Below are 16,788 nucleotides of genomic sequence, written 5' to 3'. Positions count from 1 at the left end.
ATCCGGTGCATGGCGGCATGCATCTCAAGGGCCGCGCATCACCGGGTTAACCACTAAGTGTTAACCCTTAAGGATAAGTATAAACCACAATCGCACGCCGTGCCGCCCGCGCCTCACTCTTCGCTGGTCCACTCCACCTGGGCGCCCAGGCTGCGCAGGTTTTCCACGAAATGCGGGTGCGCGCGGCGGATGGGCATGGCGTTGCGGATTTCCGAGCGCCCCGGGATGCTGGCCGCCACCATGAACAGCGCGATTGCCACGCGGATGATGTAGGGGCTCTCCACCACCGCTGGCGAGAGCTGCCCGCCGCCGAAGCTGATGATGCGGTGCGGGTCGGACTGGTACACATGGGCGCCGAACTTGGACAGCTCGCCCGTCCAGCCCATGGCACCGTCGTACACCTTGTTCCAGAACATGGCGTTGCCCTGTGCGCGCACGCCCAGCGCGATGAAGATGGGCAGCAGGTCCACCGGGAAATAGGGCCAGGGCGCGGCCTCGACCTTGGTCAGCACGTTGGCGGTGAACGGCGTCTGCACCTGGAGCGGCCCGTCCACGAAGGCGCGCGACCAGCCGTCCTCGTGCACCACGCGCACGCCGAACTTGGCGAAGGTGCGGTCGATCAGCGGGAAGTTCTCGGGGGCGCTGTTCTTCACCGTCACGTGGCCGCCGGTGATGGCGCCCAGCGCCAGGAAGGTGGTGATCTCGTGGAAGTCCTCGTCGAAGCGGAACTCGCCGCCGCCCAGCGCCGCCCCGCCGTGCACGGTGAGCCGCGAGGTGCCCATACCCTCGATGCGCGCGCCCAGCATCTGCATGAAGCGGCAGAACTCCTGCACATGCGGCTCCGACGCCGCGTTGGTGAGCGTGGACGCGCCGGGCGCGGCCACGGCGCAGAGCACGAAGTTCTCGGTGGTGGTGACCGAGGCGTAGTCCAGCCAGTGGCTCACCGGCGTGAGCGGCGCGTCCCGCCGCACCAGCAGCGAGCCCTGCGTGCGCTCGACCCGCGCGCCGAAGTGGCGAAACACTTCCACATGCGGGTCGATCTCGCGCACGCCCAGGGTGCAGCCCTTCACGTTGTCCTCCAGCCGCGCCACGCCGAAGCGCGCCAGGAGCGGCGGCACCAGCATGATGGACGAGCGCATCTCCTCGGGCAGGCGGTGCGTGGCGGGGTCGAACTGCGTGTCCCGGTGGTGCAGCTCCAGCGTGGCGCTGGCATGGTTCCAGTGCACGTGGCTGCCCAGGGTGCGGAAGATGTCGAGGATCTTGCGCACGTCGGTGATGTCGGGCACGCCCACCAGGCGCAGCGGCTCGCGCGTGAGCAGCGTGGCGCACAGCACGGGCAGCACGGCGTTCTTGTTGGCGGAAGGGCGGATGCGCCCGCGAAGCGGCGTGCCGCCGTGCACGATGAGGTTGGACATGGCCGGAAATGCAAGAAAGGCAGGCCGGCACTGTAGCGCCAATGCGCGCGCCGCTCGGCACAATGGCCATTGCAGACACAAAAGGAGACAAACCCATGAAGCTCACCGCCGCCGTGGCCCAGGCCGCCACCGTCCTGTTCGACACCCCCGCCACGCTGGCGCGCGCCGAGGCCCTGATGGCCGAGGCCGCGCGGCGCGGCGCGCAGGTGCTGGTGTTCCCAGAGGCCTTCATCGGCGGCTACCCCAAGGGGGCGGACTTCCACATCTTCGTGGGCGCGCGCACGCCCGAGGGCCGGCGCGAGTTCCAGAAATACTGGAGCGCGGCCGTCACGCTGGACGGCCCCGAGATCGCCCAGCTCGCCCAGGCCGCGGCCGCGCACCGGCTGTACGTGTGCGTGGGCATCATCGAGCGCGACGGCGGCACGCTGTACTGCACCGCCGTCTACCTGGGGCCTCAAGGTCAGGTGCTGGGCCACCACCGCAAGCTCATGCCCACGGCGCTGGAGCGCATCATGTGGGGCTACGGCGACGGCTCCACGCTGCAGGCGGTGGACACGCCCTGGGGCAAGCTGGGCGCCGTGATCTGCTGGGAGAACTACATGCCCGCGATGCGCATGGCCATGTACCAGCAGCGCGTGGCGCTGTACTGCGCACCCACGGCCGACGACCGCGCCACCTGGGTCAGCAGCATGCAGCACATCGCCATGGAGGGGCGCTGCTTCGTGCTGTCGGCCTGCCAGCACCTGCGCCGCGAACAGTTCCCCATGGACGCCATGCACAACCGCCTGCCCGATGCCCCCGACACGGTGCTGATGCGCGGCGGCAGTTGCATCGTGAGCCCGCTGGGCAAGGTGCTGGCCGGCCCGGTCTACGACGAGGACGCGCTGCTCACCGCCGAGCTGGACCTGGACGAAATCGCGCAGGGCCAGTTCGACTTCGACCCCGTGGGCCACTACGCGCGGCCCGACGTGTTCAGCCTGCGGGTCAACACCGCCCCGCAGCACGCCGTGCGCCTGGAAGATTGAGATTCAAAACGGGCTGCAGCGCTTTACCACAAAGCGCCAGAAGCTATACTTTTTGAAGCACCCTGCACCACCGCCTCCATGACCCACTCCCCCGGCACGCACGCCTGGCGGATCGCCCCGCTCGATCCTCGCGACGCCCCCTGGCCGCTGCTGCTGGACGCCGACCCGTCGCGCGCCAAGGTCGAGGCCTACCTTGCGCGCGCGACCTGCTTTGCCGCGCGCGCCGATGCCGATGCCGCCGTGCTGGGCCTGTGCGCGCTGCTGCCCACGGAGCCGGGCGCCTGGGAGCTGATGAACATCGCCGTCGCCCCCGCGCTGCAGCGCCAGGGCCTGGGCGGCGCGCTGCTGCGCCATGCCATCGCCTGGGTGCAGGCCCAGGGCGCGCGCCGGCTCGACGTGGGAACGGGCAGCTTTGGCGACCAGTTGCTGTTCTACCAGCGCGCGGGCTTTCGCGTGGTGGGCGTGGAGCGCGACTTCTTTCTGCGCCACTACCTCGAGCCCCTGTGGGAGCGCGGCCTGCGGCACCGCGACATGCTGCGGCTCACGCTCGCCCTGCCCGCCCGGCCCGTCGCATAGCCGCGCCGGCACCTCATGCGCCCGCGCCCCGCGGCGACGGGCCCGGCCGTGCCAGCCAGCGCTGCGCGCCCCAGGCCAGGGCCGAGCACAGCAGCCAGTACAGCAGGCCCACGGCCACGAAGATCTCGGCCGGGTAGATCATGGTGCGCGCATTGACCTGGGCGGCGACGAACGACAGCTCGGGCACGCCCACCACGTAGGCCAGCGAGCTGTCCTTGGTCAGCGTGACCCACTGGTTCACGAACGAGGGCTGCATGATGCGCAGCGCCGGCGGCAGCACCACCCAGCGCAGCGTCTGCCAGCGCGTGAGGCCCAGCGCCAGCCCCGCCGCCCATTGCCCGGGCGGGATGGCGCGGATGCCGGCGGCCACGCCATGGCCCAGGTAGGCGCCGCCGACCAGCGACAGCGCGCACATCACCGACAGCACGCCGGGCACGTCGATGCCCAGCGCATAAGGCAGCAGGAAATAGGTCCAGAAGATCAGCATCAGCACCGGTATGGCGCGCAGCAGCGCCATGGCCCCCTGCAGACCGTGCAGCAGCGCTCCGCGCGCCATCACCAGCCCGATGCCCCAGGCCAGGCCCAGCGCGGCCGCCAGCAGGGCCGAGCCCGCGCTCAGCAGCAGCGTGAGCGCCATGCCGCCCAGCGGCCCTTCGGGGTAGGCGCCCACCAGCAGGTAGGGCAGGCTATCGCGCAGCGTGTCCCAGGCCATGGGGCCTCCGTGCCATGGCCGCGCCGCGCGCGCCCGCTTCCGCCGGGGCCCGCGGCCGCCGCAGGCGCGCCAGCAGCGCCTCCAGCGCGAGGATGGTCGCCACGTACAGCAGCGTGGCTGCACCAAACGACTGGAAGGTGCGGAAGGTCTCGGCCTCGATCTGGCGCGAGACATAGGACAGCTCCACCACGCCCACGGCCATCACCAGCGAGGTGTTCTTGACGATGTTCATGTACTGCCCGAACAGCGGCGGCAGGGCCAGGCGCAGCGCCTGCGGCAGCACCACGGCCGTGAACACCTGGCGCTGCGTGAGCCCCAGCGCCAGCGCCGCCTGCCACTGGCCGCGCGGCACGCCCTGGATGCCGGCGCGTATCTCCTCGCCCACGTAGGCCGTGGCATAGAGCACCAGGCCCAGCGTGGCCGTGAGCACCTCGAACGACGGCCAAGGCCCCTGCCCCGCCACGAGCGCCTCGCGCACGCCCTCGGGCAGCAGGCCGGGCAGGCCGAAGTACCAGAAGAACAGCTGCACCAGCAGCGGCGTGTTGCGAAACAGCGAGAGGTAGGTGCCGGCCAGCCAGCGCCAGCCGCGCCGCCCGCTGCCGCGCGCGGCGGCCAGCCCCACACCCAGCGCGGTGGACGCCGCGATCGCCACGGCCGACAGCGCCAGCGTGACCAGCCAGCCCTGCAGCAGCCACCCCCCGTAGCGCGGCGCCAGCAGCTGCTGCGTCCAGGCCTCCAGCATGGCGCAGACTTACCGTGCGGCCACGCGCTGCTCACCGATCGTGAGCAGGCGCGGCAGCGGTGCCTGGCTTTGCGGGCCAAACCACTGGTTGTAGACGGCCAGGGCCTGGCCGTTCTTCTCGATGCCGTGCAGCCAGGCGTTCAGCGCCTCGAGCAGGCGCGTCTCGCCCTTGGGCACGGCCGCGCCCAGGTATTCCTTGGACACGGTGATCGCCGGGATCTCGTACTTGTCCTTGTCGGGCAGCTGGTTCCACTGCGCCGTGAGCTTGACGCCGTCGTTGGTGATGGCCTGCACGTTGCCGTTGCGCAGCGCGGCCAGCGCGAACGGCGAATCGTCATACAGCACCACCTTGGTGTCGGGGAAGTTGGCGCGCAGGTTGCTCTCCATGGTCGTGCCCTTCTCGGTGCCGACGCGCAGCGTCTTGAGCTGCTCCACGCGGGTGAGCACGCCCTTGCGCGCCAGGAACTGCTGGCCCACCAGGAAGTACGGCGTGGAGAAGTCCACCACCTTGGCGCGCTCGTCGGTGATGGTGAAGCTGGCGAACACCACGTCGGCCTTGCCCGAGGTGATCAGCGGAATGCGGTTGGCCGGGTTGGTGGGAATCAGCTCCAGCTTCACGCCCAGGCTCTGCGCGAAGGCGCGCGCCAGGTCGATGTCGTGGCCCACCTGCTGCTTGCTCTTGGCGTCGATGAAGCCGAAGGGCGGGTTGCCGTCGAACGCCGCCACCCGCAGCACGCCGGCCTTCTTGATGTCGTCCAGCCGGTCGGCCCAGGCCAGGCCCGGCGCGGCCAGGGCGGCCAGCGCCGTGGCGGCCAGCGTGCGGGCCAGGATGTTTCTGCGTTGCATGTGCACTCCTTGCGATATGGGGATGCCCCAATGTAGGCAGCGCGCCGCAGCCGCCCAAGCGCCGATTGGGCGCATGCATATGCGCAAACCGCAGTAGCCGTGCGGGGCCGGCCCGCGTAGGCTGTCGCCCTTTGCCCCGCACCCCATGCCCGCTGCCGCCGCTTCTTCCTACGACACCATCGTCATCGGCCTGGGGGCCCTGGGCGCCGCCAGCGCGCTGCAGCTTGCGCGGCGCGGCCAGCGCGTGCTGGGCATCGACCGCCACCACCCGCCGCACGACCAGGGCTCCTCGCACGGCGACTCGCGCATCACGCGCCTGGCCGTGGGCGAAGGCGCGGCCTACGTGCCGCTGGTGCAGCGCTCGCACCGGCTCTGGCGCGAGATCGAGGCGCACACGGGCGCGCAGCTGTTCACGCAGACGGGCGGGCTCATCCTCGCGCCGCGCGACTGCGTGGCCGCGCACCACGGCAAGGCCGACTTCGTGCGCACCACCGTGGTCACGGCGCGGCGCTTCGGCATCACGCACGAGGTGCTGGGGGCCCACGAGATCCGCGCACGCTTTCCCCAGTTCCTGCTGCGCGGCGACGAGGAGGCCTACTTCGAGCCCGAGGCCGGCTTCGTGCGGCCCGAGGCCGCCATCGCCGCCCAGCTGCAATGGGCCGCCGAGCTTGGCGCCGAGCTGCGTACCGGCGAGACCGTCACCCGCATCGACCCGCTGGGCGCGCACGAGGGCGCCGGCGTGCGCGTGCACACCGACCGGGGCAGCCACCTCGCGGGCCGGGTGGTGCTGGCCGCCGGCCCCTGGGTGCCCGGCCTGCTGGGCGCGGCCGGCGACGCCGCGGCGCGCGCCTGGGGCGCGCAGCTGCGCGTGCTGCGCCAGACGCTGTACTGGTTCGACACCGGCGCCAGCGCCGCGCAGTACCAGCCCCAGCGCTTTCCGGTCTTCATCTGGATCTTCGGCGAGCGCGAGGAGGACTACATGTACGGCTTCCCGACCACCGACGCGCAGTGGCCCGCGCTCAAGGTCGCCACCGAACAGTACGCGCACGCCACCACGCCCGAGCGGATGGAGCGCAGCGTGTCCGAGGCCGAGGTGCGCGCCATGTTCGAGAGCCGCCTGCGCGGACGCTTCGCGGGGCTGGACGCCCAGCAGGGCCGCGTGCGCAAGGCGGCCGCCTGCCTCTACACCGTGACGCCGGACCGCGACTTCCTCATCGACCGCCTGCCCGGCGCCGCGCAGGTGCTGCTGGTGTCGGCCTGCTCGGGCCATGGGTTCAAACACTCGGCGGGGCTGGGCGAGGCCATTGCCGACGCCATCACGCGCCCCGCGCTTGCCTCGCCGCTGCTCGCGCCCTTCGCGCAGGCGCGGCTGGGCGGCGCAGCGCCCGCGCTGGCGGGCTGAGCGCGTTCAGGCCGCGAGCGCGGCCACAGGCAGCGGCGCGCCGGCCGGATCGGCCTCGGGCGCCAGGGCCAGCTGGTTGCCCACCGTGGCGCCCAGCGGCTCCACGCGCTTGCGCAGCTTGAGCACGGCCTTGTCCTTGCTGACCAGCAGGGCCCGGTGGGCCACGGCCAGGTCGAGGAAATGCTGGTCGTCCGGGTCGGTACAGACGAAGCGGATGCGCGGCGCCGTCTCGACATACTGCACGCCCGCGTCGAAGGCCGCGAGCACGCCCTCGGCCGTCTTGCCGTAGAAGGCCACGCGCGGCGCGATCTGGCTGTAGTGCAGCACGCGTTCCAGCTCGATGCGCTGGGCCTGGTCGGCAATCCAGCGCATCTGCCCCTGGGCCAGCAGCGCGCGGATGGTGGGAACCAGCGGGTCGTCGAAGATCAGCAGGTCCAGCACCACGTTGGTGTCCAGCACCACGGGGCGCGGCCCGGGGCAGGCATGGCCGTCGTTGCACTGCGGCCAGCGCAGCACGATCTTCATGGCTGCGCGGGCGCGGCGTCGCCGCCCTTGCGCGGCTGGACCGGGCCCGCCACCAGGTCGAAGCGGAACAGCCGGCATTCGATGGGGCCGTTCCACAGCGGCACGCGGCGCGACTCCTTCAGGCGCATCTTGCCCGGCAGCTTCAGGTCGGGCGTGAGCATCCAGGCCTGCCAGCCGGCGTAATGCTTCTTCCAGTGCGCGGCCAGTTGCAGGAAGAAGTCCACGCCGTCCTCGGTCTGCGCGGTCTCGCGGCCCACGCGCGCGACCACGGCCATGCGCTCGCCGGCCTTGCGGCCCGCGCTGCCCGCCGCGGCGATGCGCTCGCCATAGGGCGGGTTCAGCAGCATCACGCCCGGCTGCTCGCAGGGCGGCATGCGCTGCAGCGCGTCGCCGCCGCGCAGTTGCACCGCGCCGGCCACGCCCGCGCGCTCGGCGTTGCGCTGGGCGAAGTCCACCATGCGGTGCGACACATCACTACCAAAAATGGGCACAGAGGCCGTGGTGACTGCGCCAGCAGCTCCTTCTTTAATAGCATTCCAGACATGAGCCTGGTGCGGCAGGAGCTTCTCGAACGCGAAGCGGCGCGTGAGGCCCGGCGGAATGCGGCAGGCCATCTGCGCCGCCTCGATGACCACGGTGCCGCTGCCGCAGCAGGGGTCGTACAGCGGCAGGGGCGCGTCGCCCAGCGGGTCCCAGCCCGTGGCGGCGATCATGGCGGCGGCCAGGGTTTCCTTGAGCGGGGCGTCGCCCTTGTCCTCGCGCCAGCCGCGCTTGAACAGCGGCTCGCCCGAGGTGTCGATGTAGAGCGTGGCCAGGTCGGTGGTCAGGTGCAGGTGCACGCGCACGTCGGGCCACTGCGTCTCCACGTTCGGGCGGCTGCCGGCCTTGGCGCGGAAGCGGTCGGCCACGGCGTCCTTCACGCGCAGGGCGGCGAAGTTCAGGCTCTTGAGCGGGCTGTGCTGGGCCGTGACCTCGACCTTGAAGCTCTGGCGCGGGGTGAACCAGATCTCCCAGGCCACGTCGCTGGCGGCGGCATAGATGTCGTTTTCGCTGCGGTAGGGCCGCTCGGCCAGCTGCACCAGCACGCGCTGGGCCAGGCGGCTGTGCAGGTTCAGCAGCAGCGCGTCGCGCCAGCTGCCGCGCAGCAGCACGCCGCCACGGCCCACGAGCAGGTCCTGGCCCGTCCGGCCCGTCAGACCATGGACCTCATCGGCCAGAAAGCCCTCGACGCCGGCGGCGCAGGGCAGGAATAGTTGCAGGGTGTTCATAGAGCCTGCGAAGCATAAGGCACGGGCCCTGCCCGGCCCGCCTGTGCGGCCTTGGCCCCGCCCTGCCGCCCGCGCCGTGGCATGTAACAGGCCCGCCGGAGAGGCTATCCGCCTGAAACAAGCCGTAACATAGAAACGCGTTCATTCAACACATTCACAGGAGACCCCATGTTCCAAAGCCTGCGTGCCCGCCTGATCGGCATGAGCATCGCCGTTGCCACCTTGTCCCTGCTGGGACTGTCGTTGGTGGTGTTTGTCGTGGTACGCGGCAACATGCTGCAGGCACTGGACGAGCGCATCGGCGGGCTGACGCGGCAACACGCGGCGGAGCTGACGCAGTGGATCGCCGACAAGCAGCGGCTCACCGGCTCGCTCCAGATCGCGCTGCGCCAGGACAACCCCCTGCCCCTGCTGCAGGCGGCCGAGAAGGCGGGGCTGGACCTGGCCTACTTCGTCATGGCCGACAAGCGCCACGCCTTCACCAAGCCGCGCCCCGAGGGCTATGACGGCACGGCGCGCGGCTGGTACAAGCAGGCGGTGGCGGCCGGCGGGCCCGCCATCACGCCGGTCTACCCCGACTCGGCCACGGGCAACCTCACGGTGAGCCTGGTGCAGCCGGTGATCGAGGCCGGGCAGACGGTGGCCGTGGTGGGGTCGGACATCGAGCTGTCCACGGTGGTGAAGAAGGTCACGGGCATCCGCGCCACGGACAAGAGCTTTGCCTTTTTGCTCGACGGCTCCACGGGCAACATCCTGGCGCACGCCAACAGCGCCCTGGCGCTCAAGCCGGTGAGCACGCTGGCCGCCGGGATCGACAACACGCTGCTCGCGGGCCTGACCGGCCAGCTGGCCCACGCGGTGGTCACCATCGACGGCCAACCGCAGCTGTTGTACGCCGCCAAGGTCGAGGGCACGCCCTGGGTGCTGGCCGTGGCGGCGGACGAGGCCGATGCGCTGGCCGGCCTCACCCGGCTCAGCCAGGCGGCCCTGCTCACCACCGCGCTGTTCGTGCTGGCCGCCGGCCTGGTGATGGCGCTGCTGGTGGCGCGCATGCTGCGCCGCCTGACGCTGGTGCGCGACGCGCTGCAGGGCATTGCCTCGGGCGAGGGCGACCTCACGCGCCGCCTGGACGCCACGGGCCGCGACGAGCTGGCGCAGATCGCGCAGGGCTTCAACCAGTTCGCCGACAAGATCGCCGCCGTGCTGCTGCGCATCCGCGGCTCCGCCGAATCCGTGCGCCTGGCCACCAGCGAGATCGCCAGCGGCAATCAGGACCTGTCGGGGCGCACCGAGAGCCAGGCCAGCTCGCTGGAGGAAACCGCCGCCGCCATGGAACAGCTCACGGCCACGGTGCAGCAGAACGCGGCCAACGCCCAGCAGGCCAACCAGCTGGCGCACCAGGCCTCGCAGGTGGCCAGCCAGGGCGGCGCCGTCGTGCAGCAGGTGGTGCAGACCATGGGCGGCATCCACGGCTCCTCGCGCAAGATCGAGGACATCATCAGCGTGATCGATGGCATCGCCTTCCAGACCAACATCCTGGCGCTCAACGCGGCCGTGGAGGCCGCGCGCGCCGGCGAACAGGGCCGCGGCTTTGCCGTGGTGGCCACCGAGGTGCGCCAGCTCGCCCAGCGCAGCGCCACGGCGGCCAAGGAGATCAAGGCGCTGATCGACGATTCGGTGCAACAGGTGGACGCCGGCAGCCGCCTGGTGCAGGACGCGGGCCAGACCATGCAGCAGGTGGAGCAGAGCATCCGCCGCGTCAGCGCCATCGTGGCCGAGATCAGCACCGCCAGCCAGGAGCAGAGCACGGGCATCGCCGAGGTGGGCGACGCCGTGTCGCAGATGGACCAGGCCACGCAGCAGAACGCCGCCCTGGTGGAAGAGGCCACCGCCGCCGCTCAGTCGCTGCAGCAGCAGGCCCACGACCTGGCCGAGGTGGTTGCGGGCTTCAAGCTGCCGCAGGGCACGGAGGCGCAGCGGCTGCTGGGCTGAGCAGGAGCGTGGGCCCATGCGCCCACGCCAAATGCTCCCACATTGATAGCTATTAGCGCTTATCAGACAAGCGCTACAGCCACTTTTACCTCATAAACCTGCGGCGCCAGCCCAGCAGCCCCAGGCCCGCCGCCAGCAGGGCCAGCGCGATGGGCGACAGCGCCGGGATGGCCGCCGCGCCGCCCGGTCCGGGCAGGGGCGCGGCCAGCACGCGCAGGCCGCCGGGGTCGGTGATGGTGCCGTCGGGCCGCGCATCGGAATCGCCCACGCCGCCATCGGCCAGCGTGATTTCGATGGTGCTCGAGCCGGCACCACCCACCAGCGTCATGGGAATCTGGTGCCAGTGCGGCGCGCCGGCGGGCGTGGTGCGGCCGTACTTCCAGTACTCGGCCCCGCTGGGCACCGGGCCGGGGTACTGGATGCGCAGCGTGACGGCATTGCCCACGCCCACGTTCTCCAGCGCAAAGCCCATCAGCCCGTACGGGAAGCGGTAGCCCGCCATGGCGGGCGCACCGGCCCCGGCCTCGCTGGCAAACAGCGCCTGCGAGAAATAGGCCTGCGCGGTCAGCGGCGTGGTGGCCGACTGCACCGTGGCGGTCACGGTGCCCTGGCCGTTGGGCGATGGGCCGCTGATGGACAGCGCCCCGCCGCCGCCGCCACCGCCCGTGCCCACGGGCGCGGCGGTGTTGCGCAGCGCAAAGCTGGTGCTGCGCCCCAGGGCCGTCGCGGTCACGCTGTAGCTGCCCTGCGTGCCGTTGGCGGTCACGGCCACGGAGGCCTCGCCATTGGCGTCGGTCACCGCCGTGCTGCTTGTCAGCGTGGCCGATGCGCCCGACGCCGGCGCCATAAAGCCCACCGCCACGCCGACCATGGGCGCGTTGCCGGCATCCAGCAGGCGCACGCGCAGCGGCTGCGCGAAGGCAGTGTTCACGGGGGTCGACTGCGGCGTACCCGCCATGACCGTCATGCTGTTGCAAGCCTGCGCATCGCTCACGATCTGCGGGAAAGGCGTGTTGGTGATGCCGGTGAAGACGATGTCGTCCACCTCCCAGCCTTCGGTGCCTACTTCGGGGTCGGTGTGCACCACCCAGGCCAGGCGCACGCTCTGGCCGGCGTAGGCAGTGCCCAAGTTGACGGTGGTGGTGGCCATGGCGGGCCAGCCGGCGCTCTGGCCCACATAGGCCTGCTGGCCCTGGGCCGGATTGCCGCTACCCCCATCCACCGTGCCGTTGTAGCCCGCGGCCGCTGCAGCCACGCTGGCCCAGGGACCGCCGTTGGTGGAGACCATCAGTTGGCCGCCATCCCAGTTCATGCCGTCGGACTGCTCGAAGCGGTAGCGGTGCTTGAACGACACGATGAAGTCGCCCGTGGCAGCCACCTGAAGCACAGGCGTGCGCATCCAGTGCGAGCCGATAGCCGCCGGCGTGCTGCCCGCGTAGCGCTGGTCCTGCGCGCCGTAGCGCTTCATGGCCCATGCGCCCTCCTGCCCTGCAACGCTGCTGCCGAACGCCATGGCGCTGACCAGTGCCTCGGCATCGTCCGATGCCAGCCGCGCGGGCAGCTCATCGCGGTGCAGCGGCATATCGAGCGTGCCCGTGACCGCACCCGCGGGCTGCCCGGCATGCGTCAGGCTGGCGGTGATGCGGGTGCCGCCGGGCACGGTCAGGCCCGCCAGTTGCACGCGCGCCGTGACGGTGACCGTCGCACCAGCAGCACCGACAGGGGGCACGGCCAGCACGCCATCGGGGAACTGCACGCCGGCCACGTCGGCCGAGAGCGTCAGCTGCGCGCCACTGACGGGTTGGAAGCCCTGGTTGCGCAGCGTGATGGAGAGCCCCCCGGTTTCGCCGCTGTCGAGCACGCCGTCGGCGTCGCAACGCTGGGCCGGCGCCGCAATCATCGACAGCTGCAGGCCCTCGATCACCAGCGCACCGTCCGTGGAGAAGCTCTCAACCACGCCGGCGTTGGTGGCGGAGTAGCGGTCGGGCACCAGCGCAAACGCGCCGGCGCCGCGCTTGGCGAAGGCCGCGGCGCAGCGCTGGTAGTCGGCCGGGCCGTTGGCCCCAGCGGCGGCCAGTAGCGCATCGCGCGCCTCGGTTAGCGTGGGGTTGACGGGGGTGAGCTTGTAGCCCGCCACCAGATACCTCTTCATGCGGTCCTGCGCCTCCTGGAAGGGGTGCGCGTTGAGCAGGCTGGCATAGCACTCCCACAGCATGCTGGCCCAGACCTCGCCCGTGTTGTGCACCTCGGCGTTGTTGCCCCCTGCAGCGGGATTGCTCGGCGCCGTGGCGGGCAGGGCCACGCCATCGGTGATGTGCTTGAGCGTGAGCGGGTTCTTGGTCAGGTCGGTGGAATAGGGGTAGCGGCGAATGCCGTAGTACGCCGCGTTGGCTGGATCCAGCGCCGGCGGCTCGACACTGCCCAGGGCATAGGCACCGGTGGCATACACCCCCTGAAAGTTGCCATTGCCGGGCTGGTTGCGGTCGACATCGGAGACCATCATCAGCAGCGAATGGAAGTCCCCCCAGCCCTCGCCCAGGCCGCGCGCGTGGTTGCTGCCCAGGCCGCTGGCGTCGCCGATCAGGCGGTTGCTGATGAAGTGGCCCCATTCGTGGGCGATGATGGTGTTGTCCAGCGCGCTGCTGCGCTCGGCGGCGCCCAGGTCCTTCATGTGCAGCGTGACAGTGCCCACCGCATTGCGCCACACCGTGCCATCGGCCTGTGCAATGTGAATGGACGGGATGGTGACCTGGTCCCCATAGGCGCCACTGCCCATCCGGATGGGCGCTCCAGGCACGTTGTTCACCACCACCACGCCCGCGGCCCCCACGTTCTGTGCGTTCAGAACCTTGCGGGAGTACTCACAGCCGCCCCGGTCAATCAAGGCGATCTTGCCCCCCAGCGCTGCACCGTTGGTGATGGCCGAGCAACCGTCAGCGGGGACTGCCGCAACCACCTCTGCGGTGAGGTCAAAGCCCGTCGGGCCAAACACCGCGCCCATGGCACCGTAAGAACCTGCCACGCTCGCCGGTGACACCAATTCAGCCAGCGACGGCGCAGCGTTGACGAAGCGGTACATCTGCATGCGCGGCGGCGCGCCGTCGGCCGGGGTGGCCATGTTGGCGTTGTTGGTGCCGCTGTAGTCCAGCGCCTGCGCGTGCATGGCATCGCCACCCAGGCCGCCGCGGCCGAAGTTGTTGGCCTGGGCATTGCCGGCGGCCTCGTCGAAACCCGCGTCGTAAAACCAGTCGTGCAGCCAGTTGGTGGCGTAGAACAGGTTGACCACCGAGGCCGCAATCTGGTTGTTGTCCGCCAGCGGCGTCTGGCCGTGGTTGTAGGCGTAGTCGAAGACGCCCGGCGCCGTGGTGGGGGCCACGAGGTCGCCGGCGTTCCAGCCATCGGGCGCGGTCAGGTCGGCGTAGGCGTGCACGTTGTTGCCCTGGGTCTGCGTGGCACCGGCAGGCAGCCAGGGATCGTTCTGGGAGAACGGCGCGTTGCGCAGGTTCACCAGAGTGGCAGCCGTCAGGGGCGAGGCATAGCCATCGGGCGTGCCCGTGGGATGGGGCAGGCCGTTGCGACTCTGGGCGCCGGGCCAGGGCGTGTACGGCGGCGTCGGGTCGGCGAACACGCGGTAGTCATGCTGGTGCGCGGTCTGGTTGTGGCGCAGCAGCAGGCGGCCGTCGTCGGCGGCCACCACGTAGGCGTAGACATGCTCCTCGCCGTCTTCCCGCACCCGCAGCTCCACGTAGTAGGCGCTCACCAGCCCCTGCGGCAGGCGGAACCACACGGGCTTGAGGCGCGCGGGCTGCAGCAGCGTGGCGCCCTCGGCGCCGCTCACGCCTTCCGGCAGCGCCCACCACTGGTACGGGCCCGTGTCGCCCGGCGTGGGCGGCGCGGCCATCTGCAATTGCAGGGCCACGCCGGCGTCAAAGCCATAGTCCTGCAGGGCGCGGGCCACGGCGTCGGCGGCGCCCAGGCCCGTGGCCGGCGCGGCCTTGAGGACAGGCGCCGGCGCGGTGCTGCCCAGGTAGCCGCCGATGGCCGTGGCCTGTGACTGTGCGTTGAGCAGCACGGTGGCCTGGTCGCGGAACACCTCGATGCCGTCGCGCTGGTTGGTCAGCCGCACCAGGCTGGCGCCGCCCGGCAGGGTCTGCACATGGTGCAGCGGGGCGGCATCCACCTCTTGCGGGGTGACCCCGTACAAGGGCGCCAGCGCCTTGAGTTGCGCCCGCGCGGCATCGACCGGGCTGGCCGGCACGGCCTTGGCCATGCTGGAGGGGCGCAGCTGCACGAAGGTAGGCAGGCCCAGCCGCTCCTCGCGCGACAGGCTCTGCACGTTCGCGGGCAAGGCCGCGGCCTTGGGCTGGATGGCCAGGGGCGCGCTGCCCAGTGCGTCGATGGGCGCAAGCTCGCGGGCCTGTGCAAGCGGCAGGGCCAGCGCGGCGGCGCAGACCAGCGCGCCGACGGCAGCAATCCGTGACAAAGGGGGCATGGCGTGGTGAATTATCAAAATTGATAGCTGCAAGCGCTTGCCACGCAAGGGCTGCAGGCCAAAACGCCCATGAACCCGGCTGGGCATTGGGACGTTGCCGCGCCATCCTAGCCATTTGTTGCTTTGTGCAACATCCCTGAAATTGGGTAATTTGCAGCCGTGGCGACGCCTTTGTGGCGGCCGCGCCACACGCCGCTGCGGCGGCCGTACGGCCTACAGCGCCTTGCGCAGGTTGGCCGGCGCGATCTTGAGGGCCTCGCGATATTTGGCGACGGTGCGGCGCGCGCACTCGATGCCCTGCTCCTTGAGCATCTCGGCGATCTGGCTGTCCGACAGGGGCTTGTGGGGGCTCTCGGCCGCGACGAACTGCTTGATGAGGGCGCGCACCGCGGTGCTCGACGCGTTGCCGCCCGTCTCGGTGCCCAGGCCCGAGCCGAAGAAGTACTTCAGCTCGAACGTGCCCTGCGGCGTGGCCATGTACTTGGCCGTGGTCACGCGGCTGATGGTGGACTCGTGCAGGCCCAGCTCGTCGGCGATGTCGCGCAGCACCAGCGGGCGCATGGCCAGTTCGCCGTGCACGAAGAAGTTCTTCTGCCGCTCCACGATGGCGCGCGACACGCGCAGGATGGTGTCGAAGCGCTGCTGGATGTTCTTGATGAACCAGCGCGCCTCCTGCAGGCGCTGCTGCAGGCCCTGGTGGCCGTCGCCTTTGCTGCCGCCGCCCTTGTGCCCACGCAGGGCGCCGGCGTAGATGTCGTGCACGCGCAGGCGCGGCATCACGTCGGGGTTGAGCTGCACGCTGAAGGCCTGCTGCGCGCCGCGCCCGGTCTTCTTGACGATCACGTCGGGCACGATGATGTTGCGGTCCACGTCGGCAAAGCGCCGGCCGGGACGCGGCTCCAGGCGGGCGATGAGCGCCATGGCGGCGCGCGTGGCCTCCTCGCTGGCGCCGCAGGCCTGGGTGAGGCGGCGCACGTCGCGCCGCGCCAGCAGTTCCAGCGGCTGCTGGCAGATGCGCAGCGCCGTCTGCACCACGGCGGGGTCGCCCTCCTCGTCCTGGTCCATGGCGCGCAGCTGCAGCGTGAGGCATTCCGCCAGCCCCCGCGCGCCCACGCCCGCGGGCTCCAGGCTTTGCAGCAGGCGCAGGGCGACGGTGAAGCGGTGCACCAGCTCCTCGAGCTGCTCGGGGTCTTCGGCACCGGCCAGGCTGGCGGCCAGGGATTCCAGCGGCTCGTCCAGGTAGCCGTCGTCGTTCAGCGATTCGATGAGAAAGCGCAGCGCGGCCATGTCCAGCTCGGACAGGCGCAGCGCCAGGGCCTGGCGGTGCAGGAAAGCGGTGAGCGACTCGTGGCTGCGGGCCAGCTCGGTGGCATCGGTCTCGTCGCCGTCGCCGCCGCTGCGCGCGGGCGCGTCGCCGCCCCATTCGCTGTCGTCGGGCGCCATGTCCACCGTGCCGTCGCCCTCCCAGTCGGGGGCCTCGGCGGGGGCGGAGGTTTCGGCATCATTTTGGGCCTCAGAGCCCGTGGAATGAGCGTCACCAGCTATTGAATAAGCAGCATCATCGACCCGCCGGTCGTCCTCGCTCACGGGGGTGTCGGCCTGCGCCAGGCCGAACTCCTCGCGCGGCGCCTCCTCGGCCGTGCGCTCCAGGAAGGGGTTGTCGTCGAGCATCTGCTCGACCTCCTGGGCCAGCTCCAGCGTCGAGAGCTGGAGCAGGCGGATCGACTGCTGCAGCTGCGGCGTGAGCGCCAGGTGCTGCGAAACGCGCAGTGACAGGCTGGGCTTCATGGCCT

Annotated in this window: 12 protein-coding genes; 4 read left to right on the top strand and 8 right to left on the bottom strand. The window is 70.9% G+C overall.

Translation table 11 applies throughout. The annotated features are described in order from the left end of the window. Nucleotides 1-113: 113 nt before the first annotated feature. A complete protein-coding gene (locus tag BP68_RS04775) occupies nt 114-1,415 on the bottom strand; it encodes a UDP-N-acetylglucosamine 1-carboxyvinyltransferase (protein WP_496369472.1) in 1,302 nt (433 codons plus the stop codon). A gap of 95 nt (nt 1,416-1,510) precedes the next feature. Between BP68_RS04775 and BP68_RS04770 the strand changes: the two genes are divergently transcribed. Both BP68_RS04770 and BP68_RS04765 read left to right on the top strand, forming a co-directional pair. After that, nucleotides 1,511-2,440, top strand: a complete 930-nt coding sequence (locus BP68_RS04770) for a nitrilase-related carbon-nitrogen hydrolase (protein ID WP_496369471.1) — start codon at nt 1,511-1,513, stop codon at nt 2,438-2,440. 78 nt (nt 2,441-2,518) lie between these two features. Next, a complete protein-coding gene (locus BP68_RS04765; RefSeq protein ID WP_496369470.1) occupies nt 2,519-3,016 on the top strand; it encodes a GNAT family N-acetyltransferase in 498 nt (165 codons plus the stop codon). Nucleotides 3,017-3,029: 13 nt separating this feature from the next. On the opposite strand, the gene BP68_RS04760 is transcribed toward BP68_RS04765, so the two are convergent. The 3 genes from BP68_RS04760 to BP68_RS04750 are packed head-to-tail and all read right to left on the bottom strand — an operon-like array spanning nt 3,030 to nt 5,316. Beyond that, nucleotides 3,030-3,728, bottom strand: a complete 699-nt coding sequence (locus BP68_RS04760; protein WP_496369469.1) for an amino acid ABC transporter permease — start codon at nt 3,726-3,728, stop codon at nt 3,030-3,032. Next, nucleotides 3,703-4,470: an amino acid ABC transporter permease gene (locus BP68_RS04755; protein WP_496369468.1), complete on the bottom strand. Its 768-nt coding sequence runs from the start codon at nt 4,468-4,470 to the stop codon at nt 3,703-3,705. Before BP68_RS04755 ends, BP68_RS04760 begins: the two co-directional genes overlap by 26 nt. A gap of 9 nt (nt 4,471-4,479) precedes the next feature. Further along, the gene (locus tag BP68_RS04750; protein ID WP_496369467.1) at nt 4,480-5,316 is read right to left on the bottom strand and encodes an ABC transporter substrate-binding protein; all 837 of its coding nucleotides are present in this window, start codon (nt 5,314-5,316) and stop codon (nt 4,480-4,482) included. Between the two features lie 145 nt (nt 5,317-5,461). Between BP68_RS04750 and solA the strand changes: the two genes are divergently transcribed. After that, a complete protein-coding gene (gene solA, locus BP68_RS04745; RefSeq protein WP_496369466.1) occupies nt 5,462-6,718 on the top strand; it encodes an N-methyl-L-tryptophan oxidase in 1,257 nt (418 codons plus the stop codon). A gap of 6 nt (nt 6,719-6,724) precedes the next feature. Here solA and BP68_RS04740 read toward each other — a convergent pair whose 3' ends face one another. Both BP68_RS04740 and BP68_RS04735 read right to left on the bottom strand, forming a co-directional pair. Next, entirely contained in the window at nt 6,725-7,243 is a 519-nt protein-coding gene (locus tag BP68_RS04740) for a putative toxin-antitoxin system toxin component, PIN family (protein ID WP_496369465.1), read from the bottom strand. Beyond that, entirely contained in the window at nt 7,240-8,511 is a 1,272-nt protein-coding gene (locus BP68_RS04735) for a THUMP domain-containing class I SAM-dependent RNA methyltransferase (RefSeq protein WP_496369464.1), read from the bottom strand. The genes BP68_RS04740 and BP68_RS04735 overlap by 4 nt, the downstream gene beginning before the upstream one ends. A 168-nt stretch (nt 8,512-8,679) precedes the next feature. Between BP68_RS04735 and BP68_RS04730 the strand changes: the two genes are divergently transcribed. After that, a complete protein-coding gene (locus tag BP68_RS04730) occupies nt 8,680-10,503 on the top strand; it encodes a methyl-accepting chemotaxis protein (protein WP_496369463.1) in 1,824 nt (607 codons plus the stop codon). Between the two features lie 85 nt (nt 10,504-10,588). Here BP68_RS04730 and BP68_RS04725 read toward each other — a convergent pair whose 3' ends face one another. After that, a complete protein-coding gene (locus tag BP68_RS04725; protein ID WP_496369462.1) occupies nt 10,589-14,986 on the bottom strand; it encodes an IPTL-CTERM sorting domain-containing protein in 4,398 nt (1,465 codons plus the stop codon). Between the two features lie 222 nt (nt 14,987-15,208). Then, nucleotides 15,209-16,783: an RNA polymerase factor sigma-54 gene (locus tag BP68_RS04720; protein WP_496369461.1), complete on the bottom strand. Its 1,575-nt coding sequence runs from the start codon at nt 16,781-16,783 to the stop codon at nt 15,209-15,211. Nucleotides 16,784-16,788 lie beyond the last annotated feature (5 nt).

The organism is Diaphorobacter oryzae DSM 22780 (genome assembly GCF_059568935.1).
Note: the sequence above shows the minus strand (reverse complement) of the source record. Positions and strands in the feature narration are given on the sequence as shown.

Excerpts from the sequence above, each read along its gene's own strand:
- BP68_RS04765 (WP_496369470.1), top strand. The coding sequence starts at position 2,519 with ATGACCCACTCCCCCGGCACGCACGCCTGGCGGATCGCCCCGCTCGAT.
- BP68_RS04740 (WP_496369465.1), bottom strand. The coding sequence starts at position 7,243 with ATGAAGATCGTGCTGCGCTGGCCGCAGTGCAACGACGGCCATGCCTGC.
- BP68_RS04750 (WP_496369467.1), bottom strand. The coding sequence starts at position 5,316 with ATGCAACGCAGAAACATCCTGGCCCGCACGCTGGCCGCCACGGCGCTG.
- BP68_RS04720 (WP_496369461.1), bottom strand. The coding sequence starts at position 16,783 with ATGAAGCCCAGCCTGTCACTGCGCGTTTCGCAGCACCTGGCGCTCACG.
- solA (WP_496369466.1), top strand. The coding sequence starts at position 5,462 with ATGCCCGCTGCCGCCGCTTCTTCCTACGACACCATCGTCATCGGCCTG.
- BP68_RS04735 (WP_496369464.1), bottom strand. The coding sequence starts at position 8,511 with ATGAACACCCTGCAACTATTCCTGCCCTGCGCCGCCGGCGTCGAGGGC.
- BP68_RS04730 (WP_496369463.1), top strand. The coding sequence starts at position 8,680 with ATGTTCCAAAGCCTGCGTGCCCGCCTGATCGGCATGAGCATCGCCGTT.
- BP68_RS04775 (WP_496369472.1), bottom strand. The coding sequence starts at position 1,415 with ATGTCCAACCTCATCGTGCACGGCGGCACGCCGCTTCGCGGGCGCATC.
- BP68_RS04770 (WP_496369471.1), top strand. The coding sequence starts at position 1,511 with ATGAAGCTCACCGCCGCCGTGGCCCAGGCCGCCACCGTCCTGTTCGAC.
- BP68_RS04760 (WP_496369469.1), bottom strand. The coding sequence starts at position 3,728 with ATGGCCTGGGACACGCTGCGCGATAGCCTGCCCTACCTGCTGGTGGGC.
- BP68_RS04755 (WP_496369468.1), bottom strand. The coding sequence starts at position 4,470 with ATGCTGGAGGCCTGGACGCAGCAGCTGCTGGCGCCGCGCTACGGGGGG.